General features: G+C 48.5%; 24 protein-coding genes. 8 read left to right on the top strand and 16 right to left on the bottom strand.

The window, feature by feature from the left end:
- Positions 1-92 precede the first annotated feature (92 nt).
- The 3 genes from larA to DESLBE_RS20735 form a co-directional block, all read right to left on the bottom strand.
- The gene (gene larA, locus DESLBE_RS20745; RefSeq protein WP_005816966.1) at positions 93-1,379 is read right to left on the bottom strand and encodes a nickel-dependent lactate racemase; all 1,287 of its coding nucleotides are present in this window, start codon (positions 1,377-1,379) and stop codon (positions 93-95) included.
- Between the two features lie 74 nt (positions 1,380-1,453).
- A complete protein-coding gene (locus tag DESLBE_RS20740) occupies positions 1,454-2,608 on the bottom strand; it encodes a UxaA family hydrolase (RefSeq protein WP_005816968.1) in 1,155 nt (384 codons plus the stop codon).
- Entirely contained in the window at positions 2,598-2,894 is a 297-nt protein-coding gene (locus tag DESLBE_RS20735) for a UxaA family hydrolase (protein WP_005816969.1), read from the bottom strand. The genes DESLBE_RS20740 and DESLBE_RS20735 overlap by 11 nt, the downstream gene beginning before the upstream one ends.
- A 207-nt stretch (positions 2,895-3,101) precedes the next feature.
- Between DESLBE_RS20735 and DESLBE_RS20730 the strand changes: the two genes are divergently transcribed.
- From DESLBE_RS20730 to DESLBE_RS20720, 4 genes are read left to right on the top strand one after another with little or no spacing between them, the layout of a single operon-like run.
- Positions 3,102-3,611 (top strand): YlbF family regulator, encoded by a 510-nt coding sequence (locus DESLBE_RS20730; protein WP_005816970.1) that lies wholly within the window; start codon positions 3,102-3,104, stop codon positions 3,609-3,611.
- 11 nt (positions 3,612-3,622) lie between these two features.
- Complete coding sequence (locus DESLBE_RS27355; protein WP_005816971.1) at positions 3,623-3,748, top strand: hypothetical protein; 126 nt, start codon at positions 3,623-3,625, stop codon at positions 3,746-3,748.
- Positions 3,749-3,767: 19 nt separating this feature from the next.
- On the top strand, positions 3,768-4,355 hold the full coding sequence (locus DESLBE_RS20725) for a hypothetical protein (RefSeq protein ID WP_005816972.1): 588 nt from the start codon (positions 3,768-3,770) through the stop codon (positions 4,353-4,355).
- The gene (locus DESLBE_RS20720; RefSeq protein WP_005816973.1) at positions 4,352-4,561 is read left to right on the top strand and encodes a hypothetical protein; all 210 of its coding nucleotides are present in this window, start codon (positions 4,352-4,354) and stop codon (positions 4,559-4,561) included. The genes DESLBE_RS20725 and DESLBE_RS20720 overlap by 4 nt, the downstream gene beginning before the upstream one ends.
- Before the next feature lie 92 nt (positions 4,562-4,653).
- Here the strand turns inward: DESLBE_RS20720 and DESLBE_RS20715 are convergent, their stop codons facing one another.
- The 11 genes from DESLBE_RS20715 to DESLBE_RS20665 form a co-directional block, all read right to left on the bottom strand.
- Positions 4,654-5,661, bottom strand: coding sequence for a hypothetical protein (locus tag DESLBE_RS20715; protein WP_144678139.1), 1,008 nt, complete (start codon positions 5,659-5,661; stop codon positions 4,654-4,656).
- 109 nt (positions 5,662-5,770) lie between these two features.
- Positions 5,771-6,631 (bottom strand): cell wall hydrolase, encoded by an 861-nt coding sequence (locus DESLBE_RS20710; protein ID WP_144678138.1) that lies wholly within the window; start codon positions 6,629-6,631, stop codon positions 5,771-5,773.
- Between the two features lie 203 nt (positions 6,632-6,834).
- Positions 6,835-7,173: a MazG-like family protein gene (locus DESLBE_RS20705; protein WP_005816977.1), complete on the bottom strand. Its 339-nt coding sequence runs from the start codon at positions 7,171-7,173 to the stop codon at positions 6,835-6,837.
- Positions 7,174-7,224: 51 nt separating this feature from the next.
- The gene (locus DESLBE_RS20700) at positions 7,225-8,889 is read right to left on the bottom strand and encodes a S41 family peptidase (RefSeq protein ID WP_144678137.1); all 1,665 of its coding nucleotides are present in this window, start codon (positions 8,887-8,889) and stop codon (positions 7,225-7,227) included.
- Between the two features lie 22 nt (positions 8,890-8,911).
- Positions 8,912-10,159, bottom strand: coding sequence for an A/G-specific adenine glycosylase (gene mutY / locus DESLBE_RS20695; protein ID WP_144678136.1), 1,248 nt, complete (start codon positions 10,157-10,159; stop codon positions 8,912-8,914).
- A gap of 93 nt (positions 10,160-10,252) precedes the next feature.
- A complete protein-coding gene (locus tag DESLBE_RS20690) occupies positions 10,253-11,140 on the bottom strand; it encodes a D-amino acid aminotransferase (RefSeq protein ID WP_144678135.1) in 888 nt (295 codons plus the stop codon).
- 91 nt (positions 11,141-11,231) lie between these two features.
- Positions 11,232-11,408 (bottom strand): aspartyl-phosphate phosphatase Spo0E family protein, encoded by a 177-nt coding sequence (locus DESLBE_RS20685; RefSeq protein ID WP_005816981.1) that lies wholly within the window; start codon positions 11,406-11,408, stop codon positions 11,232-11,234.
- A 259-nt stretch (positions 11,409-11,667) separates the two neighbouring features.
- Positions 11,668-13,593: a methyl-accepting chemotaxis protein gene (locus tag DESLBE_RS20680; RefSeq protein WP_144678134.1), complete on the bottom strand. Its 1,926-nt coding sequence runs from the start codon at positions 13,591-13,593 to the stop codon at positions 11,668-11,670.
- A gap of 31 nt (positions 13,594-13,624) precedes the next feature.
- A complete protein-coding gene (locus DESLBE_RS20675; protein WP_005816983.1) occupies positions 13,625-13,927 on the bottom strand; it encodes an STAS domain-containing protein in 303 nt (100 codons plus the stop codon).
- A gap of 19 nt (positions 13,928-13,946) precedes the next feature.
- Positions 13,947-14,396: an ATP-binding protein gene (locus DESLBE_RS20670; RefSeq protein ID WP_026198754.1), complete on the bottom strand. Its 450-nt coding sequence runs from the start codon at positions 14,394-14,396 to the stop codon at positions 13,947-13,949.
- A 53-nt stretch (positions 14,397-14,449) separates the two neighbouring features.
- Entirely contained in the window at positions 14,450-15,508 is a 1,059-nt protein-coding gene (locus DESLBE_RS20665) for a PP2C family protein-serine/threonine phosphatase (RefSeq protein ID WP_035243138.1), read from the bottom strand.
- Positions 15,509-15,846: 338 nt separating this feature from the next.
- On the opposite strand from DESLBE_RS20665, the gene DESLBE_RS20660 reads away from it, so the two are divergent.
- The 4 genes from DESLBE_RS20660 (at position 15,847) to DESLBE_RS20645 (ending at position 19,405) form a co-directional block, all read left to right on the top strand.
- The gene (locus DESLBE_RS20660) at positions 15,847-16,191 is read left to right on the top strand and encodes a LapA family protein (RefSeq protein WP_015945215.1); all 345 of its coding nucleotides are present in this window, start codon (positions 15,847-15,849) and stop codon (positions 16,189-16,191) included.
- 30 nt (positions 16,192-16,221) lie between these two features.
- Positions 16,222-17,148 (top strand): M23 family metallopeptidase, encoded by a 927-nt coding sequence (locus tag DESLBE_RS20655; protein WP_144678133.1) that lies wholly within the window; start codon positions 16,222-16,224, stop codon positions 17,146-17,148.
- Positions 17,149-17,152: 4 nt separating this feature from the next.
- Positions 17,153-17,716, top strand: coding sequence for a polymer-forming cytoskeletal protein (locus DESLBE_RS20650; RefSeq protein WP_144678132.1), 564 nt, complete (start codon positions 17,153-17,155; stop codon positions 17,714-17,716).
- A gap of 174 nt (positions 17,717-17,890) precedes the next feature.
- Positions 17,891-19,405, top strand: a complete 1,515-nt coding sequence (locus DESLBE_RS20645) for a VanW family protein (RefSeq protein WP_144678131.1) — start codon at positions 17,891-17,893, stop codon at positions 19,403-19,405.
- A 117-nt stretch (positions 19,406-19,522) separates the two neighbouring features.
- Here the strand turns inward: DESLBE_RS20645 and DESLBE_RS20640 are convergent, their stop codons facing one another.
- Positions 19,523-20,002, bottom strand: a complete 480-nt coding sequence (locus DESLBE_RS20640) for a hypothetical protein (protein ID WP_005816992.1) — start codon at positions 20,000-20,002, stop codon at positions 19,523-19,525.
- 222 nt (positions 20,003-20,224) lie between these two features.
- On the bottom strand, positions 20,225-20,398 hold the full coding sequence (locus DESLBE_RS27150) for an HD domain-containing protein (protein WP_243131409.1): 174 nt from the start codon (positions 20,396-20,398) through the stop codon (positions 20,225-20,227).
- Between the last annotated feature and the right edge of the window lie 149 nt (positions 20,399-20,547).

The raw sequence follows: 20,547 nt of genomic DNA, 5'->3' as shown, positions 1-20,547 counted from the left end.
GATATTTGTTCAAATGTTTCTTTTCACTAGCTTTTAGACACATTGTTATTGCTGCTAAGTGCTTCTTTAAAAAGAAGCACTTAGCCTGCTCATCATGTTTCAGTCTCGTTACTCTCATCTCTCAATATAGGAATAACAGAGTTGGCATTCGGTAATACCGTTATTTTCAAACCAGCTGTATCATCAGGAATAACATCATCAATGGCCTCTTGCAGGCTCTTCGTAACCTTAACCATGAGAGCTTTGGCTAATTCCGGGGATACTTTGTCAGACACCAGGATTGTTTTCGCTTTTAGAAATGTTCTGGTCCAAAGATAGGCTTTATGAGGACCGATCACAAACTCTTTTTCTTTAAAGGAAGTCACAAGGTCTGACGGATTATCATATAAGGCCATGGTCTTGGCAAAGCTTTCTTCTCCAGACCCTTCGCTGCATTGAGCCACTAAGATGATGACTCCTCCCGGCTTAACCAGCTGCAAGGCCGGGGTTAAGGCTTTCTGAGCCTGATAGGCGTTGATATCTTTCGGAAACCCTCCCGGGGATGCGATGACAATGTCAGCCGAACTCATCGGTACGCCAAAAATACTCTTGGCAAATTCAACCGCAACACCATGGGCTGTCCTGGGATGACCGGCAACAGCTTTAACGACCTTCTTTTGGGTATTAAGTACAACATTGACAATCATATCAACCCCAATGATCCGGCCGCAATCCTCTAAATCGATCCGCGCCGGATTTCCTTCCATTTGCCCCAGTTCAGCACCGGGTTGAAAAAGCCGGACATGATTCCCTGTGATCGTCTCTCTTCCGCCTAAGCCAATGACCGCACCTTTAACGCCTGCGGTGAATCCCATAAATTGATGGGCATCAACCATACCGGTCACAATTTTAAAATCCGCCTGAGCAAAATGTTGATTGACATAGACAGGAGTTCCTAAGGGAGAGGTGCCCAAAAAATTTAGGCAGTCTCTGTCATCCGCATCGTGGGGAAGAACTTGTTTTATTTTTTTGGGCAATTCCTCACCCAATATATAATTCATCTCTTCCTGAGTTGCCGGATGATGCAGTCCGCCACCCACAAGCACTGTAATTTGGTCGCCATGGATTCCAAATTCGGCTAGCCAGGGCAGCAGCTTCTCCACAATGAGGCGAGAGGGCACAGGACGTGTCATATCACTCACAGCGATAGCCACTGACTTTGCGTTTCTTAGTTTATCAAAATTGATATTCCCTATTAAATTTTGTAAAGCTGCCGAAATTTGTTCGCCGGCTTCAGCAGTGGGCTCTACCGATTTTAATCTACCATAGACACAGTCAACATCATCGGGTATCAAGCAAGCTTGTGTCCCATGCCCATAAGGCAATTCAATTGTTTTCACACTTTCACCCCTGCCTCACTCAGAGTTGGATTTTCCCTTTACCATCGCTGTTTTTGAATGAGCGACCCCTATTTTTATGCGCTGGGATAGAGGCGGGTAAGCACAAACTCCTTGTGATTGAGCACTTCGGCATCAGTTAAGCAGCCACGTGCTGTTTTCACTACGCATTCCATTACTTTATCTGCCGCCTGATCAAGAGTCAGCTCTCTGCTGAGCACGCCGCTGATATCCACATCGATATGCTCAGACATAAATTCACAAGTTTTCGGATTCGCCGACATTTTGATCACAGGTTCAATGGGGTTGCCCACGATATTGCCTTGACCCGTGATGAAAATATGAAGGGTTGCTCCGGCTGCCATCATGAGTGTAACACATTCAGCTGCCGCTGCCGAAGTATTCATGAAATAGCGTCCTGGTTTTGTCGGCTCTTCTGCCATTTCCAAAAGACCAATAATGGGGACCTTGCCGGCCTTTTGAATATTGCCCATGGCTTTTTCTTCAATCGTTGTCAAACCGCCGGCAATATTCCCTTGGGTTGGTTGTGTACCTAAAAGATCGGCTCCTTTGGATTCAATCATATCCATATACTCTTTATGGACTCTCAAAAATTCCTGAGCAAGTTCGGGCGTAGCAAAATGTTTAGCGAGAATATGCTCTCCTCCCGTTGTTTCAGGTGTTTCGCCAAAGATAACCGTGCCGCCCATTTCCACCAAACGGTCACCGACTACACCTGCTGTGGGATTTCCTGCAAGACCCGAAGTCGTATCGGATTCACCGCACTTGAAGCTCACCACCAGATCTTTCAGTTCACATTCTACTTTTTCTAAAGATGTGGCGTATTTTACATATTCATGGGCTTTGCGGGAAGCCATTTCAATGGTTTTTAAATCACCATGGCCCTCAATACCGAAGTAGGTTACAGGTTTACCGGTTTCAGCAATGCCATCGGCGACTCGCTTCGCCCAGTTTTGTTCAATACCGATAACGACGACAGCCGCCACGTTGGGATTGCGTCCCGCTCCGATAATGGTCTTGAAATGCAGCTCAAGGTCGGCTCCGAATTGGATACGGCCATAGGGATGGGGAAGTGCCAGAGTTCCGGCAATATTGTTGGCAACTGCTTCACAAGCAGCATTGGACAAATCATCCACAGGAAGAATAAGCACATAGTTGCGAATACCGATACGCCCATTGTCCCGACGATAGCCTAAGATCTTAGTTTCCATAATCCCACCTCGCAGTCTTTAAGTTATGAGTATGTACCCAGTCTCCCACCTTAATATCCTGGGTTACTTTGCCCACATTTTCACCATACTTGATTAAGTTTTCACCCTGTTTCTTGCTTTTGAGAGCAATTTTGTGTCCCAGTTGGATGTCATGGTTTGCTGTGACATGGAATTCTTCCCCGCTATGAATGTCCACGCCCATGACTTTCTCGCCGGCCTTAATATCCTGCACGGCGACGCCAACATCATCTTGAGCCTCATGCAATAAGAATTTATGGCTGCTCATCTCATTTCCTCCTTTGTGCTTTTTACCACTCGTTCTAGTGGTATGTTGTATGTGGTATTACCACTAGCCTCAGTTTATACGATCCGTCACGATCTGTCAATATGTATTAAAGAGTTTTTTCACGAATTATTGATGAACCTTTCTTTCTCACCTTCACCACCTCTAAAGCATACTTTAGTATAAGGAATCGAAGGAGGTGCCCCATTAATGAGCTACATTGACAAGGCCAGGGTACTTGGGGAAGCGCTCAAACAAACCCCCGAAGTACAAGCTATCCTTTCCGCAGAGGCGGCCATCAAAGCCGACCCGGAAGCCAACGAAGCATTTCTCCAATATCAGGAAAAGGAACGCCAAATCGTTACCACTCAGATGATCAGTAAGGTCATTCCCGAAAAAGATGCTCTGGCCCTTATCGATCTTAAAGTCCGCCTGATCAACAAACATCCCCTGATTCGCACCTATTTTCAGGCCCAGCAAAGCTTTGAACGGGTCATGGCCATGGTTAATCTCACCATTACTACAACCATCCATGGCATGCCCAGCGCCGATCAGCTTCCCCTGCCTGACGAAATCAAAAACATGGCCCAAAAGGTTTTGGAATCCATAGGAGGGGGCCAGCAGTCCAAGACCATGGAAATTCCTAAGGATATGAAGCTTCCTCCCGGACTAAAGCTGCCCCAGGGCTTTAAAATTCCCGGTCTGCCCGAAGAACGCTAGGGAATCTTCTGATGCGGCCCCAAAATTATTGCGGTCCCCGCTTCGAAAACCAGATTCTCCACCCTGTCACCCTCCTGGCCTTTCTGATTGTGATCACCATCGGAGGGTTTCTTATCCTCTACACCTGGTTTTTTTAGTCCTCAAGCAAGATAGGAGGTGAGTGACTTGGCTATAGCGAATGAATCTATCTGCCCCCTGCCTGTCGCTCCCCTCTCCCTCTCCCTGCTTGTCACCAGCCCTATCCAGCGCAACATCCCCTTCGTCCCGGTCACCGCCGTTCTCTTCCCCCTGGCCAGGGTGGAACTGCCTTATGCCGGCCTGGTGGTGGCCGGCCTGGACATTCTTATGAACTTTCTGGTCAAGCGTTCCCTGGTGGCGGCCCCCCCCTCTCCCCCAAGAACTCCATCAGAGTCCTATACAGTCACCCTGACTCTGGATCAACTGGCTGATCTCATTCAGAGAACCTCTCAGGGGCAGGCTATACGTCCCGGCGGTGCCTTTCAGACCGCCCCTTCGGCGGCATCCTGGGGAGATGAACCCCTCTTTCCTGACCATCTAAGTTTTTCCCTCTCCATAAGCGGTCCCTTTGGGACCTTCGATGGTACACCGGACTCAGTGTTCAATGTTCCCTTATTTCAACTTCCCGGGGTTCCAGGAAATTTAATCGTCTCAGTCATCACCATCATTGCTCAGTTCTTAACCGAACAAGCCAATATTAATAACAATGGAGGGGGTAATTTATGAGCCAGGGCAGGAATTTTGGCATTGTCTTCAACACGCCGGCAGCAGGAGCCAGCTTCATTGCTCTTACCCTCTTTTTCTTTATTGTCTTTTCGGCAAACTCCATATTATCCTCCATCCATTTGAAAACTTTAGGCATCATCATCACCTTAAGCAGTATCGGCTTTCTGTTCTTGATCATTATGATTGCCTTTTTCTTATGCCAATAAAGAAAGGAGCTCAGCTATAACCGAGCTCCCTCTGACCCCAAAACTATACTGTCACCTGCACTGGGCTTTACATAAACTTTGGCTGATGCTGCTTACGGCTGGGTTGGTTCTATGATCGAATCTCCCGGCAGATTAGCACCTGCCTCGGGAAGAATCATTCCTCCTTCAGGGGCAACCCCCTCCATAATCTCCGGGGCTGGGGAACGTCTCTGCACCAACCCGGTAACCTTACCCCATACAGACCCTCCAGCTTTCTTAATGGGAGCCAGGAAACGGATCGGTCCCGGTGCTTGTCTCACCTGCAGAATAATAGGACCTTGGGGAACATGGCCCAGCTGTTGAGGATTCTCTACGGTAATAATGACCCGGCTGTAGTGATGGAGAGGAACCTGACTGCGAAACTGAGCTTGATACACGCCATTGCCCACAGGCCTTAAGACACCGGCCAAAAATCCGGTTTGACCCTTGCTGTCCACAAGATAAGCCGCATAAGTGCCCACCCGTCCTACTAAAGAATTCGGCGACGGCAAATTAGCGATACAAGAAAACACATTATCATTGGAAATAGAGGCAATGCCATTGGCATTTACGCCTGGCTGAGCAGCTTCCAAAACCAATTGACGGGGCTGCATCCCCGGAGCCCCCGCTCCACCCCCGCTGCTTAAGAATGAAAAAGGACCTGTCATAGTTTTTCCTCCCTGGGGTTGTGTCGCTGATTTGTAGGATTTGGCACCAAAAACCCCGCCACGTGAGTTATTGATTTGGCCATCCTTTTGGAAAAAACCTCGCTTTTTTAACTCCGATCCTAAGTTATTGCGAATACTTCCTCCAGGGGAAGGACCCATTGGACCCATGCCCTGCATTCCTGCAGACATACCCAGCGGCGGCATCCCGGCGGAGGGCATTCCCATTCCACCCGGGGTCGGCCCATAGTTATAGCCTCCCCCAGCCGTGGTTGACGGATGAACGCTTTGGCCCCATCCCGGACTTTGTCCAGGCATCCCTCCCATGGACATTCCCTGGTAGGTATCAAGGCGGCGGGGTACTCTCGGGTCCATCTGTCCAAAGGAACCATTTCCCTGATCCCAGGTAAATCTCACATTTCTCCCTCCCGACGACAAACTTCTCCCTTTAGAATATGTGCCACCTTGATATTTGGTGTTAGGTAGAAATGATATTTGAATCAAGGGACCTGTCCCTCTGATTCAATTAGATGCTGAAGGTATGGTTGCCGATGGTTTTTACCACAGGCCGGGTCTTAATCCAACGATCCGTGGCTGTCCTGGGGTTATAATAATAAATCGCCCCTCCGGTGGGATCTTCGCCGTTTAAAGCGGCCTCTGCCGCACGATAAGCATTTTGGTTGGGGGTAAGATGGATTTGCTTATCGAGGACAGCTGTAAAGGCGCCCGGCTGATACACTACATCATGGATCGTATTGGGAAAACGCTGATCCTCAACCCGATTGAGCACCACTGCCCCTACCGCCACTTGTCCTTCAAAATCTTCCCCTCTTGCCTCAGCATGAATCACACGGGCCAGGAGTTCCAACTCTTCCTGAGTAACTTGAATAACCGGAGCTCTGCCGCGGGATGGTTCCGCGGCTGAATCCGCTATTGTCTCTCCTTTAGAGGGAATGCGCAGTGTCTGACCTGCGCCGATGGTGTTGGGTTCATTGATCGTATTGAGCTTCATCAGTTCGGCAATCGTTGTTCCATACCGATGAGCAACTGCTGATAAAGTATCTCCACTCTGCACTACGATCATCTGTTCATCCTCTGGGACAGCCAATTCATCACTGAGAGCAGCTTCCTCTTGTTCTGTTACCGTTTCTTCCATTGCGGGACTATTGTCTGTTTCCCTGAGCCTATTTTCCGCTTCGCCGCGGTTGACACCCATTGCTTGGAGATCAACGATTTGGACCGCATCCAAAACTTCGATATCCACTATTTCAAAAGTATTCGTACCTAATTCTCCATTGACTGGACATACCATTCCTTGACACCAGAATAATGTCATGACCAAGCATAGGAAAATCGCCGTGGTTTTTCGGCATCTTCGGTGTGGCAAACAAAATCACCTCTTGAGTTCATAAATTATTTCTAGTCTTTCCCAAGAAGGATGATTTTTATAACATTCACCGAAATCAATTGTAATTTTATGCACTTATTAAGCTTCGCCGCCTGGCAAAACAACCCAAAATAGTACAGGGGCTGTCCCCTTACTTTTTGCCAAAAGTATAGGAAACAGCCCCCATTCTCATCAATCACATATTAATCACAATAGCCCTTTTGCTTAAGTTTACAGACATGCTCCTCTAAGATCTTTTCAATGTCGATACCGTACTGTTCCTCTAAAACAAACATCATCGTCACCGCTGTCTGGGCCACATCGATAAGTTCCTGAGCCACCATCTGCATGGCCTCAGTCTCTTTGACCCTCAACCGCTCCCCGTTAAGTCCGCGAAACTTCCCAATGGCCTGAGCCAGTTCTCCCGACTCCTCCATTATCTTCAGAGCCGTACTCTCCAAAGAGGGGCTAAGCCGGTTTAAACGGGGTAAGGTAACCGTCTTTGAGCAGCACAGCCCAGCATCTCCACTCTTCTTCTCCATCAGCTCACTCCCTTGCGTTAACACACCTATCAATAAGCCGCTGCCCGAAACCTAATGACCTGCCCCGGTGGTCCCGACGGTCAGCGCTCCTTCTTTCAGGATAGAGCCATCCTTAGCGGCAATTCCTTGATGGGTAAGGAGCCAGTAGGTTTTCTCCGGTTCGAGAAGGCCTTGCGGAATCACTTTGACTGAACGTTCATCCACTTGCTCAAAGGTCACAGGCATGCGCTTGCCGCTCTCACTCTCAATCAGTTCGAAAGAATTCTCGGTCACACTCTTAAAATCGATGGGAGCTGTAAACCGCACTGTAAAGGTCTTATCAACGGCAAGGTCCTTAAGCTCGCTCATCCCATGATAGCCTGGATAGAATAAAGGCCATAGGGCATCCTGTTCACTCTGGGAAATGGCTGCCCAATCTGAGTTATGCCGCCAGGAAAATCCTCCGGGGAAGGAGTTGTTTTGAATAAGTTCCCGATAAGCCGACCAGTATTCAGGATCCCTCGCTTCCTCAAGGGAAATGTTCCAATCCTTACCCCCGGCGGTGAACTGAACAAGGTCCGCGACTTCCTGTCCATCACCATTCTCCTGAATAGATCCTGCCAACATCAATACAGCCATCTCCAGGGGATCATTTTCCAGAATCTCCACATCGGGGGAAATCCCTACCCCATTGATCTCCTTTCCATAAGGAGAATAGAACTTAGCCACTGTAATCTTCAGAACATCCCCGTCGGTGAGCTGCCATAAGCTCTGGACAGAGCCCTTGCCATAAGTATTGGTTCCTACCACCGCTGCCTTTTGGTAGTCCTTAACCACTGCCGTCAGGATCTCTGAAGCACTGGCACTGTTTTCATTGGTTAAGAATATCACCGGCTCAGCAATTATAAATTCCTGCTTTTCTGCCTGGTAAGGCTCAAACTTCTGTGAGCGGTCTTTCGTTTGCAAGGCTGTCTGTTCACCAATGAAATATCCTGCCAGGCTTAAGGCTGAGTCCAAATATCCGCCCGGATTATTGCGCAGATCCATGACCCAGGCATCGGCCCCTTGTTTGTCCAACTCCTTAATCACTTGCTCGAATAGTTCTTCAGTGGTCTCCCCAAAAGACTCTATGGCCACATAGCCGATATCTTCATTGAGCATTTCCCCGCTCACGGTAGGAACTTCCACCGCTCTCCGGGCCACCTTTAAGCTGAGGCGCTCTTCTCCCCGCAGGACCACGATATCTATAGTGGTCCCTTCGGGGCCCTTGATCAGAGTGGTCGCCGCATCTTGAGAAAGCCCCGCCAGGCTTTGGCCGCCGACTTGAGCAATAATATCCCCTGTTTTGAGTTTGGCTTCCTCAGCCGGTGAACCCGGGATGATACCGACAATCTCTAAGCCCCGCGGCTCCAGTTCAATATATACTCCGATCCCGGAAAAACTTAAGTCCATGGAATTAAGGAAGTTCTGGTACTCTTTTTGCGTAAAAAAGACAGTATGAGGATCGTCCAATCGCTTAAGCATTTCCTCAACACTGGAAGCGCTGAGCACCCAGGGATCCACCGGATCCACATATTGGCTCTCCAATAAGGATCGCACATCGTCTACCGGACTCCCCAAAGCCGCAGCCGGAGCGGATACGGTTAAGATCAAGGCCAAAGCGGAAGCCGTAAGGATTCTTCCCGCTTTTGTGTTGGCTTTAATCAACTTGCTGCAAAACACACTGAATTTGGTCATCACTTTATCCCCCTTATCTCAACTAGAATTCGACGTGCCTTCTGTGAATCCTGTCGGTTAAGAGGTCAGATTGTACTTTTGCCCAAACTTTTTGAAAGGCCACGGGTAAGGCGATTTTGTCCAATTCCTTAACATCCAGCCAACATAGGCCATCCCCCTTCAGGGAATCCTCATTCTCCCTGACCCGCGCCGTCTTATCCATCACCTCATCGAGATTGAGGACCAGCCAATAGATCTGCCAGCGTCGATGACTAAATGTATGAACTAAAGGACCCTTCCGGCTGGGCCGGCGGCTCAGCAGTTCCTGCACAACCTCATCACAAGCGGCATCCCCTATCTGATTCTTATACAGCTCATGCCAGGCAAAATCTAAATTGTATCTGTACCGGCTTGTCTCTTCGCCAACTCTCTCCGCAACCTTCACGGCCTCTGCGGAGAATTCCTTGCCCCCTCTATAGTTCTCCCATGGGGGTACCATCATCTCTTCTCCGGGGAACTCCCACAAATCAGCCAAAAGCCCTGTGGAGGGCCTTTTCTTCAGGAGCACCTGCCCCTGGTGCAGCAGGATCAAGGTAGGCCGCCAAGCTGACCCAGGTTTCTCTTTGCTTTTTTTCACAGGGTACACTTGGGGATCACCCAGGGCAAAACCCTCACAGTCCGCTTGGAGGGGACATTGCTCACAGCGGGGATGCTTCGGAGTACATACCGTTGCCCCCAACTCCATCATTCCTTGATTAAAATCCCCCGGACAATCTCCGGGTATCACTTCCCCAAGGTATTCAAGAAAAAAGCGTCTTGACCGGGCTTTCTCCACATCCTCTTCCCAACGGAGAATGCGGCTCAGCACCCGTTTCACATTCCCATCCATGACCGGAACCTGTTCTTCATAAGCAATGCTGGCAATGGCTGCCGCAGTATATTCACCGACACCCTTAATATGAAGGAGGGACTGATAATCCTTCGGCATCCTTCCCTCCGCCGTCTCCACCACGTAGCGGGCCCCCTCCCACAAGCGTCTGGCCCGGGAATAATACCCTAATCCCCGCCATAACTCCAGCACTTCTTCCTGCTCCGCCTCCGCAAGGTGAGAGAGGGTGGGGAACCGTCCCATAAACCGCAGATAATACGGAATAGCGGTAACCACCTGAGTCTGCTGAAGCATCACTTCAGATACCCAAATTGCATAGGGATCTTTTGTCCTGCGCCAAGGCAAATCCCTCTTGACCTGATTAAACCATTGCACTAATTTTGAAGAGTTTATTATACCCACTCTATCCCCTCTTCTTTTGTCGACTTTAAAGAGAAATCCCGAGGATTAACCCCCGGGACCCAGTCTATCCATTGTTTGATGAAAAAACAACCCTCAAGATTTTACACTTGTCAGCCTTTTCTCCCATCCTGCCATAAAAATCTCATACAGTCTCTCAGTCATAGGGCCGGCTCCCCCTTCTCCCACTGTCACATCATCCAGCCTTCCTACGCCTAAGACCTCGCACCCCGTACTGGTAAGAATAATCTCTTCAGCACTGCGCAGCTCCTCAAGGGTAATCTCCCGCTCCTCCACTTCGATTCCAGCCTCACGGGCGGTCTCCAGCATGATTGCCCGGCTTACGCCAGGCAGGATTCGTCCATTAAGAGGTGGGGTCACAACCTTTCCCCGGATGACTGCAGCCACATTGCTGCTGGAGGCTTCCGTAATCAACCCCCCACCAGGTTCTGTACCCAGCACTAAAATCGCCTCATAGGCGCCCTGCTCTACCGCAGCTTGCTTGGCCAATACATTGGGCAGAAGATTAAGGGTCTTAATATGAGGATGAGCCCATCGTTCATCAGGCACTGTAATGCAGCTTACCCCTGCCTTACGCACTTTTTCTTCTACAGAGGTCATGGGGGCCACAAATAAAGTGACCATCGGCTCGCCTTCCGGCAGGAAAGCATGCATCCTGGGTCCAATCCCCCGGGTAACCTGCAGATACACCATGGCATTGGGAAGGCCGGCTTTTTCCACACTCTCTAAGACAAGGGCTGTCAGCTCCCCAGTGGTCTTAGGCGGGGTGATACGAATCTCCTTCATGCTCCTTTCAAAACGCTTCAGATGCTCCTGCAAGGCAAAGAGCTTACCATCCCAAACTTTGACCGCCTCATAGACTCCGTCACCAAAGAAATATCCTCGATCCAAAAAAGGAACCCGGGCCTCCTGCAAGCTGGAAAATTCACCATTAACCCAGGCAATCCCTGTATAATCCAACATACTTCATCCTCTCTGCTTCCTTGTTTTAATAAAAATAATAACACAAAAATCCCCAAAGCACACGCTGCTTTGGGGTGAGTAACCCAGCCCTTCAGCCAACTTTCCGATAATCTCGTGAAAGGCAGGTCCGGTAATATAAATTTAATAGGCTGTCCAATTCCTGGCTCATCCGGACCACCTCAGGGTCCGCCAGATCCTTATCACAGGATAAGGTATAAAGTTGACATCTGAGCTCTTCAATTTCCTCAAGCAAATCGACATGTTCCATAGCATTCAACTACTTTCTCTTCGATGGTAACAGCTTCAGTTTACAAGATTGCAGAAGCACGAATGTTGATGCAATGCATATTACGAGAGTTATTTTAGTCACACTGGCATTGACAAATTTTCCAGAAACAAAGCCGCAAGTTCTGAAAATTATTCTAAACTAAATATTTAAAAAAATATCGAAAATAATGTCGAGGTTTAGCCGACGTTTTTCATCAAAATGAGACAAGGTTCCTGTCCCCTTGTCTCATTGCCCAGCCTTATTGCTTTTCTTTGGCTTTTTCTTTTTCGATCAGGCCATTGATGCATTTAATGACCTTGTTGGAGTGCTTATCCAGCCTCTTCAAGCAGGCCTGGGCCAGCTTAACATCCCCTTCATGGTAGGCCCTGGCCGCTTCCTGGGCCATTTTATGAACTTGATGATGGGGTTCATCCAACGCCTTAAATTCCGGATAGCCTTTGAGGGTGTTGTCTTCCCGGAAATACCATTTTCCTAATCGGCAATGCTGGTGAGAGGTCACTTCTTCCGGTGCCACTTCCTCAAGGCCTTTAAGCATGTTGACAATCCGGGATTTCCACAGCAAATGATCGGTTTTAGCTTTCTCCAGGATCTCCACCGTAGTCAGGTTTGAGTCGGCCAGCTTAAAATGCTCCACCTTCTGATTCAGATCCTGAGCCATATAAGCGGTACCCTGAATCGTTGTGGCCACCGTCTCCAGGGAGGCATTGATCTCTTCAGAAGATGCCGCCACTTGTTGAGCATGAGAGGATGTATTCTCAATAACCGTTGCCACCGAATTAATCAAGGTCACGATTTTTTCTGAACTGGCTACCTCTGAATCGGTGACTTCCACACTGGAGTGAACGTCTTCAGCGGTCTTTTTGACGGCGCCATAGATATTATTCAGGGCACTGCCGGCTTGGTTCATGATCTGAACCCCATGTTCCACCTCTTGGCGGGTTAACTTGGTAGCCTGAACCACATCCTCCACTCCGAGCAGAACTTTTTGGACCAGACCTGCCACATCTTTTGCTCCTTGAGTGGACTGCTCGGCAAGTTTCCGGACCTCTTCCGCCACTACAGCAAATCCACGGCCGGACTCCCCGGCCCGGGCGGCCTCGATGGCTGCATTTAAAGCCAGCAGATTGGTCTGATCCGCCAACCCGGTAATGGTCACTGTAATGGAATCGATCTGCTTGGAGAGTTCACTGAGCTGCTGCATTAATTCTTCTGTCTCTGACGTCTTGGCGTGAATAGTATGCATCCGGTTAATGGCATCATCCACCGTGCTTTTACCTTGGTCAGCCGTCTCCATGGTCTGCTGGGAGTTTACCGCCGCCGACTGGCTTTGGGTCTTGGCGATTTGGGTCAGGGAGGAAAGCTCTAAAAGTACCTGTGAAGCTTCCACGATGGACTTTGCCCCCAGATCGGACTCGTTGGCTACATTTTGCATGCTTTCACTGACCTCAGCCACGGCCACCGTTGCTTCTTCGCTGGTGGCAGCCAACTCCTCAGAGGCCGCCGCCAGGTTCTCCGTCAGTTCCCGGACATTCTTCACCACATCGGACAGGCGGGTCATCATCACATTAAAGGCGGCACTCAGATCCCCGAATTCATCACTGGAATGGACAGGGGCCGAAACCGTCAAATCCCCTAACCCAGCCTTGCTCATGGTTTCCTGCAGTTCGCTGATGGACCGCAAAATATAACGTGTCAACAGATAGGCCATGAACAAAGCGGCCAAAACTGCAACCAGAGTTCCGCCCCAGCTCACCCAGGTCATCCTGTTAATATTCTTATAAATCAATGCTTGATTAGCGGCTAAAACCTCTGTTTGTCTCTCGATCAAGGCATCCAAAGTCTGGAGCAGGGGAGCCCCCTCAGAGGCAAGCAACATGGTTGCGATTTTATCTAAGTCCTGCCGATCCTCGGCAGACAAGTGCTCATTCTCTCTCATCTGCTCAAGCCATGTCCTGGCAGCTGTGAATTCACTCCCATTCCGGGCACTGCTGACCTCTGTCTTCATGGCTTGTGCTGAGGTCATCAAGGCCGTATGGCCAAAGATATCGTCCACCTCGTCATTGATCTTAATCTGCAAATAATTGGTGATCACAATGGCTATGACAAAGATGGCGATAATGCCAATAAATGCTCCCAAAACGCGAAACCGGACCCCAATTTTCATGCTATCACCTCATCCCTGAGCATAATACCCCCTATCGTATCTCAAACACCTTGTTGAGACGGGTTAATTGAAAAAGCTCCTTAACCGCGCCCTGGAGTCCTTGAACAATAATCCCGCCCCCCCGCTCAATAGCGCGCTTATGAATGGCTACCAGCACACCCAGCCCTGAACTGTCGATATAGTTTAATTTATGCGTATCAAAAATAAAATGAGACTTCCCTTGTTCGATCAGAGGGAGCAGCCTTTCTCTCATGACGGCAGCGTCTTCCACATAGATCTTACCTTCCAATTCCACAAAAACCTCTTGCCTGTCCACCCGAATATCTATTGACATGATTTTTCCTCCCCTATTTTTAAGCTAATGTTTTTAAAAGAACCACAGAGTTGCCCTTGGCATTATAACGAACTTCATCCATAACCGCTTCCATGATGTATATCCCCCGGCCGGACTCTCCCCACTCCCATTCTTCCTCGTCTTCCTCCAAGGCCGAGACCTTAGCCATCACTTGATCTGCCCGGAATCCGCTCCCATTGTCCTTGACCCGAATGACCAGAAACTTGGAGTGAAGCACATACATACTCAGCGTTACCGCGGGAGCAGAGACCTTGCCCTGGGCGTACTTAAATCCATTGTTTACTGCCTCATTCAGGGCAACTTCCAGCATCGTTACTTCATTCTCAGATAAGGTTGTTTCCCCACCCCTATTCCCTAAAGCCTTTTGCAGACATTGGTGCAATTGTTCCCGCTCATGGCGATACTCCTGCGCTGAATGAAAGGTCTTACGCATAAGCTTTTGCCGCATATCCCCCACCCACCTTTTCTCTCATTACGCTCCTTTGCTGCAACTACCGGCGGCTAGCAGCAGATAAATCCTAACGCAGTGGCATCATCGTTCAGTTCGTTGCCTGTGGATAAGGAATCCAGCCAATGCATAGTGCTTTCTATGGTCATGACCTGAAGAGGGCATTCTTTCTCTTGAACCAAATCATAAAATCCGTCCGTGAGGAAAATCATCCCATCCCCGGCTTTAAGGGAACACTCATGCTCTTCAAACTCCGCGTGCTCTGAAATCCCCAGGAAGAGACCCGGTTGGCTTAAGACCCTGATACCCGGTTGTCCCCTTTCCGACGAATAGTACAGCAAATGATTGATTCCGGCCATGACATAGCTGAACTTGCCCTGACCGATGTCGATATCGAAAAAGATAGCCGCGGCAAAACTATCCTCGGGGAGAATGCTTTTTGCCTCATGGTTCACCCATTCCACCTTCTCCGCCAGGGGGATTTTGCGTCCTACCACCTGACGAAAAAGAACTCTTAATGCGGTCACCTGCAGCGCTGCCGCCACCCCATGACCCATGACATCAAAGAGGAACCCTTTCAGGATCCGGTTCTTCTCATCCCAGCGATAATCATAATAATCCCCGCTCAGATGGTGGTAAGGGAGATAGATGCTCCTCATCCTGAGATGTTCATCAGAGAAATCGGACCTTAAAATATTTTTCTGAATCTGTCCCGCTAATTGAACTTCTTTAAGAATCAGCATTTCGTCAGTCATATCCCGAAAAATAGAAACATAATGGGTAAGTACGGCTTTCTCATCGCGAACCGCATGAATGTTCAGCCATTCCGGGTAGATCTCCCCATTTTTCCGCTTATTCCAAATCTCTCCTTGCCATTGGCCTTTCTTAGTCAAATCCCTCCACATCTGTGTATAAAACCCATAGGAATGCCGCCCGGATTTGAGTATCCGCGGATTTTTCCCGAGAGCCTCCTCCAGGGTGAAGCCTGTGGTTTTCGTAAAAGCGGGATTGACGTAGATAATATCCCCTTGGGCATTGGTGATGCAGATACCCTCCTGAGCAAACTCAAAGACCTGAGCAAAAATATGCTGGGTGGATTGATCATAGTCCATCACATTCAAGGGCCAATTCCAGGACAAAGACCTTCGATTCTTCTCCTCTTTCACTATAAATTCCTCACAGTACGATACTTCTTCGCCTTTATAGCACGCTTATTAACCTTATATCTTCTCGCTAATTTATAGTTATTCCTGCACGCTTCAGTTTAAACACGGGAAATAATTTGCAAATAATTTTAAGGTTAGTTTTTGTCTAAACTAAGCGGAGGCCAAGAAAATTTTGCAGGTTTTTCGTCTTGTGGCAGGATTCCCCAAGGATAAGGTCGAAAATGAAGGATGGTCTCTCTTAATTTTTCAGAATGCTGAATAAGATTAAAGAAAGGGGTGCTTAGATGATCTTCTTGATATTCACCCTGCTGGTTGCTTTATTCGTCGCCATTTTTGCCGTACAGAATGCTGCCCCTGTGGCCATAAACTTCTTTTGGTATGTGGCCGAGGTTCCTTTAGTATTAATCATCTTAGGCGCGGCTTTAGCCGGAGCTCTTATCGTCTTTTTCATGGCTATCTGGCGGGAGTTCCGCTTAAAAGGAACAGTCAGAGCCCAGGCTAAAGCGGAAATCAAAGCCAAAAGCGAACCACAGGATCATGCCGTGCCCAAAGATCTGGTGCCAAAGGATATGGTCCCCACGGAAACTAACCCTGCCGACAAGGAAGACACCGCTCTTCCTCCTGGCTGACCAGGATAAAAGAAAAAGGAGTCTGGATTCGTGAAGAACAAATATACCTTTTTAATGATACCTCCGGATCATGGCCCCACCCGGCAATTTCAGGTGACCCTTAAGGGCAGGCGCCTCGTCATCACCGGCTTGTGTTCATTGGGTCTGCTTGTGATCAGTTTATTTTCCTATACTCTCTACCTTTCACATACCGTAGGATCTCAGCAAGCCCAGCTGGCCGCTATGGTACAGCTAGAGCAGGAAAATGAGGTCAAGGACCAGGAGATCGTCCGCCTTAAGGAAGAATCTCTCCAGGTAACTCAAGATATTTCCCAAATCCAGGAGTTAGAACTCAAACTGATGTCCATCCTGAATTTGGATCCCAGTGAGACCCCTTCCTTTTCCACTACCGGAACGAAGTCGACAGCGTCTGCAGAGCTGAGCCGGGGGGAAGCAACGCCTTTTGCTTCTCAGGCCGTTATCAGCGATCCGGAACAAATCTCCCATGAATTAAACCTTCTTCAGGACTACTACAACCTGGCCTTGGCATATCAGGAGGAAATTGAGCACACTCCCAGCCTCGCCCCTTTAAAGATACCGCTCACCGTGGCTTCAGAGTTCGGTTACCGCCGCAACCCTTTTGGCGGATATTCCAAGGAGTTTCATAACGGTGTGGACTTTCCCTGTGATTATGGCACTGAGGTCTATGCCACAGCATCCGGGGTCGTCTCTGTCTCCGGTTATGATCGGGTTTACGGTTATTTAATCGAAATCGATCATGGCAATGGCATCGAAACCATCTACGGCCATAATTCCCGCCTGCTGGCCAAAGTGGGGGATAAAGTAGAAAAAGGCGATCTCATCGCCTATAGCGGCAACTCCGGTCGCAGCACCGGTTCCCATCTTCATTATGGAGCCAGGGTCAATGGCAAGACTGTCGATCCTCTGCAATTTACTGATTTTACAAAGGAGCAATGAGAGCATGTGGGGTAAACCAGAAAGTCCGAAACGCACTTCCAGTACTTTTTCCGCCAATTCAGGCGAGACAACCTATATCGCTGCTGATGCCGAATTTAACGGCAAGCTTACCTTAAAAGGCAGTGCCCGTATCGACGGAAAAATCCAAGGACAGATTGCCCTGAACGGGGACCTGATCATTGGGCCCAGCGCTGTCATCGACGCCAATATACAGGCCGGTGCCATCAGCATCTCGGGGGAGGTCCGGGGAGATATCGTCGCTCAGGAGTCCTTGGAACTATGTTCCACTGCCCGTATGAAAGGGAGTATCTTCAGCAAGCAGCTTAAGATCGACCAGGGAGCCCAGTTTATTGGAACAAGCCGCCTCTTGGAGGATGCGAAGCAGCCGGCGCGGCCTTCAGAAGAAATCCCGGCAGCAGCAAACCATGGCAAAGAAGCCGAAGCAGAGGCTGACATGGAGGATATTTTGAAGCCTTTGGATCCCCTTGAGGAAGAACAAACCGACTCAGATAACCCGACCGCAAGCAGAAATGTCGCTTATGGAAGGACAAAATCCCGGCGCAGATAATCAAATGAGTGTCACCGACTGCTTCAGTGGTGACACTCCTCTTTTACCAGCAAAATTTCTTGCAGGCCATTACAAAAATAGGCAATCCAAGCATTACTTGTATAGAGGAAATTTCTTTTTTGCGTGGAATTATTATAAGTACGTATGACAGATGACTAATTTGGGGGAAAAGACTTGAAAACCAAAAAATATGTAGGATTAGCCCTGCTGTTTATCAGCCTCACCCTGGCCATCACTCTGGGGATTAACTTTATGCTCTACGCCAAAGATGACCACCTTTTCAGTGAAGGAATCACCATCTCCGGGATCGACGTGGGCAGCCTGACCAAAGAGCAGGCCCAGGAAAAAATCAATCAAACCCTTGAAAACTGGTTAGCCCAGCCTCTGGAGTTTCAGGCGGGCGGAGAGGTCATTACTCTTCCCCTGGCTGCTCTGAATCCCCAAGTGGATTTAGAGACCCCGCTCAATGAAGCCTATAAGATTGGCCGCAAGGCCTCCCTTTTCGCCAGAACCCAAAAAGCAGCCACTGCCCAGGATGCCCGTTTTGAGCTGGGACTGACCTGGGATGAACAACGGCTCGCCGAAACCCTCGCCGAAAGCCTTGGTCTATTGAATAAAGAACCAGTGGATGCCACTTTTAAAATCGGCGCCAATAATCTTATGGAAATCCAGCCCGATCAACCGGGGCAAGCTGTCCAGGCGGATGCCCTGGTGAACCAGATCAAAGAGCTGGAGCCTTTCCAAGATCCTGCACCGCTTAAAGTCGAGCTTCAGGAAGTAGCGCCGGCGCTCCGAGCGGCGGATCTGGAGGCCAAGAAAATTGACGGACTGATTGCCAGCCATACCACTTGGTTTGATGCCGCCAATCTCGAGCGTACGGCCAATGTTCGTCTCGCTGCCGAGGCCTTGGATGGAACCCTGATTGAGCCTGGAGAAATCATATCCTTTAATGAAATCGTTGGCGAACGGACCGGCGATAAAGGCTACCAGGATGCTCTCATCGTGGTCAACGGCGAATTCGTTCCCGGCCTGGGCGGCGGAATCTGCCAAGTCTCCAGTACCCTCTATAATACCGGACTTTTAGCCAATCTGAAGATCGAAGAGCGGACGAATCATGGTCTGGCTGTAGCCTATGTCCCCCTTGGCCAGGACGCTACCGTGGTCTATGGGGCCATCGACCTGAAGATGCGCAACACTACCGGCGGCTATCTCCTCCTCCGCTCCAAAATCAGCAACGGCTCCGTAACCATTGAGTTCTACGGGAAAAAAACTTCAGGACAGGAAATCCTCATCACCAATCAAGTGGAGAAGGTGATTCCCTTTGAAACCGAAATCATCCATGACCCGACTCTGGCCCCCGGAACCCAGATCGTTAAACAAAACGGCCAAAATGGCTATATAGCTACTGCCACCCGTACCATCAAGGTCAACGGGCAGGTCGTGGAAACCCAGAGCCTGGGAAAAAGCTCCTATATCCCCTCCAACAAGATCATCGTCAAGGGACCGGAGCTGCCCGCTAAACCCAAGCCGGACCCCAAGCCTGAGCAGCCGGCACCCGAAACTCCTCAGGAACCGGAAACACCTGCCGAACCTGACCCCACTGAACCGGAAAGCACCAATTCAGGTGCCGGAGCCTCTGAGACTGAGGGTGAACCCGGAACAGAAGCCCCAGGGGATGCGGAAGGATAATAGAGTATAAAGCCTGTAATTTTAAGAGAGTTAAAAGAAAAGAATCCGCTACCTGAATGGTCGGATTCTTTTTTTAATCTTATTCTTTTTGCTCACTCTAAGTTTCAACTTATTATTCTAATTCAATTTGTCGCTATAATATTCACAGACCTTAGGAATTAAATCCTTTAGATGTGGCTTAAGTTCAGCTGCTTTAATTCTGGCAGCATTCTGCTCATACCCTGAGTCCAACAAGAATATATACGTGCTTAGCATTTCTAGGAATTGAGAGCTCTCCTCATTAAGTTTAGCCAAAAGCTCATTGTTTATAGAGACATTTTTTTGACCGATTTGCTTTCTGAATCTTTCTCCTTCATCGGTTATTTTATATTCATAGGTTCCATTCTTGGTGACTTCTTCAATAAAATCATGTTGCACCAAAAACTCAATCTCTTCTTGCAACTGAGCTGAATATGGTCCGTAACGATGATAACTGTATCTATATGGCGCATCCATACCCTTATGTTCTAATAGATATACGATTTTTTGTAATTTCTTCCTACCCTTGATTTCTCCTTTTGAAAAAATCTCTAACAGATAGTTTGCTCCCAGAAACATAACTGGTTCCTCCCTTAAACTAATCTTCTGATCTGTTCAGGTATAAACATCCTATCTATTTTAATACCTTCATTTCTTATCTGATTGATAATTTTTGACTTATTGGATAATTCTATCCCATTTCCGCTTTTATCAAATAAAAAGATTTGTTCTGATGCTTCTTTTTCGTTTTCGCTACCTTCAGACTTTGGTTTTTGGGTTATATAGTGATCTTTATAAGAACTACTCGTGGCTCGTCTTTTCGAGAGCATGGGAAAATGGGCCATGTCCGATATCATGCACTAACGCAGTAACTAGTGCAAGCATACGATTATCATGCAGCTCACCAATATATTTTTGATCAATATTTTTTAAAGTAGAGATCTTATCTATAAACCGCTTTGTTAAATGAACCACTCCCAATGAGTGTATAAATCTCGTATGTTCAGCACCTGGGTATGTAAATGAGGAGAGCCCTAGCTACCTGGTGTGTCTAAGTCTTTGAAATTCCCTGGTATCGATTAAATCGAGCAAAACCTTTTCACTTTGCTTATCAATAGAAACAA

The sequence above is a fragment of the Desulfitobacterium sp. LBE genome (assembly GCF_007830365.1).
GTDB lineage: Bacteria > Bacillota > Desulfitobacteriia > Desulfitobacteriales > Desulfitobacteriaceae > Desulfitobacterium > Desulfitobacterium hafniense.
The sequence above is the reverse complement of the archived record's forward strand: the minus strand, read 5'-3'. Positions and strand labels throughout refer to the sequence as shown.

What these genes read in the sequence shown, in the direction of transcription:
- DESLBE_RS20740 (WP_005816968.1), bottom strand. Translation starts at nt 2,608, where the DNA reads ATGGAAACTAAGATCTTAGGCTATCGTCGGGACAATGGGCGTATCGGT.
- DESLBE_RS20735 (WP_005816969.1), bottom strand. Translation starts at nt 2,894, where the DNA reads ATGAGCAGCCATAAATTCTTATTGCATGAGGCTCAAGATGATGTTGGC.
- DESLBE_RS20730 (WP_005816970.1), top strand. Translation starts at nt 3,102, where the DNA reads ATGAGCTACATTGACAAGGCCAGGGTACTTGGGGAAGCGCTCAAACAA.
- DESLBE_RS27355 (WP_005816971.1), top strand. Translation starts at nt 3,623, where the DNA reads ATGCGGCCCCAAAATTATTGCGGTCCCCGCTTCGAAAACCAGATTCTC.
- DESLBE_RS20720 (WP_005816973.1), top strand. Translation starts at nt 4,352, where the DNA reads ATGAGCCAGGGCAGGAATTTTGGCATTGTCTTCAACACGCCGGCAGCA.
- DESLBE_RS20705 (WP_005816977.1), bottom strand. Translation starts at nt 7,173, where the DNA reads ATGGAGAAGAAGAGTGGAGATGCTGGGCTGTGCTGCTCAAAGACGGTT.
- DESLBE_RS20700 (WP_144678137.1), bottom strand. Translation starts at nt 8,889, where the DNA reads ATGACCAAATTCAGTGTGTTTTGCAGCAAGTTGATTAAAGCCAACACA.
- DESLBE_RS20690 (WP_144678135.1), bottom strand. Translation starts at nt 11,140, where the DNA reads ATGTTGGATTATACAGGGATTGCCTGGGTTAATGGTGAATTTTCCAGC.
- DESLBE_RS20685 (WP_005816981.1), bottom strand. Translation starts at nt 11,408, where the DNA reads ATGGAACATGTCGATTTGCTTGAGGAAATTGAAGAGCTCAGATGTCAA.
- DESLBE_RS20680 (WP_144678134.1), bottom strand. Translation starts at nt 13,593, where the DNA reads ATGAAAATTGGGGTCCGGTTTCGCGTTTTGGGAGCATTTATTGGCATT.
- DESLBE_RS20675 (WP_005816983.1), bottom strand. Translation starts at nt 13,927, where the DNA reads ATGTCAATAGATATTCGGGTGGACAGGCAAGAGGTTTTTGTGGAATTG.
- DESLBE_RS20670 (WP_026198754.1), bottom strand. Translation starts at nt 14,396, where the DNA reads ATGCGGCAAAAGCTTATGCGTAAGACCTTTCATTCAGCGCAGGAGTAT.
- DESLBE_RS20665 (WP_035243138.1), bottom strand. Translation starts at nt 15,508, where the DNA reads ATGGACTATGATCAATCCACCCAGCATATTTTTGCTCAGGTCTTTGAG.
- DESLBE_RS20660 (WP_015945215.1), top strand. Translation starts at nt 15,847, where the DNA reads ATGATCTTCTTGATATTCACCCTGCTGGTTGCTTTATTCGTCGCCATT.
- DESLBE_RS20650 (WP_144678132.1), top strand. Translation starts at nt 17,153, where the DNA reads ATGTGGGGTAAACCAGAAAGTCCGAAACGCACTTCCAGTACTTTTTCC.
- DESLBE_RS20640 (WP_005816992.1), bottom strand. Translation starts at nt 20,002, where the DNA reads ATGTTTCTGGGAGCAAACTATCTGTTAGAGATTTTTTCAAAAGGAGAA.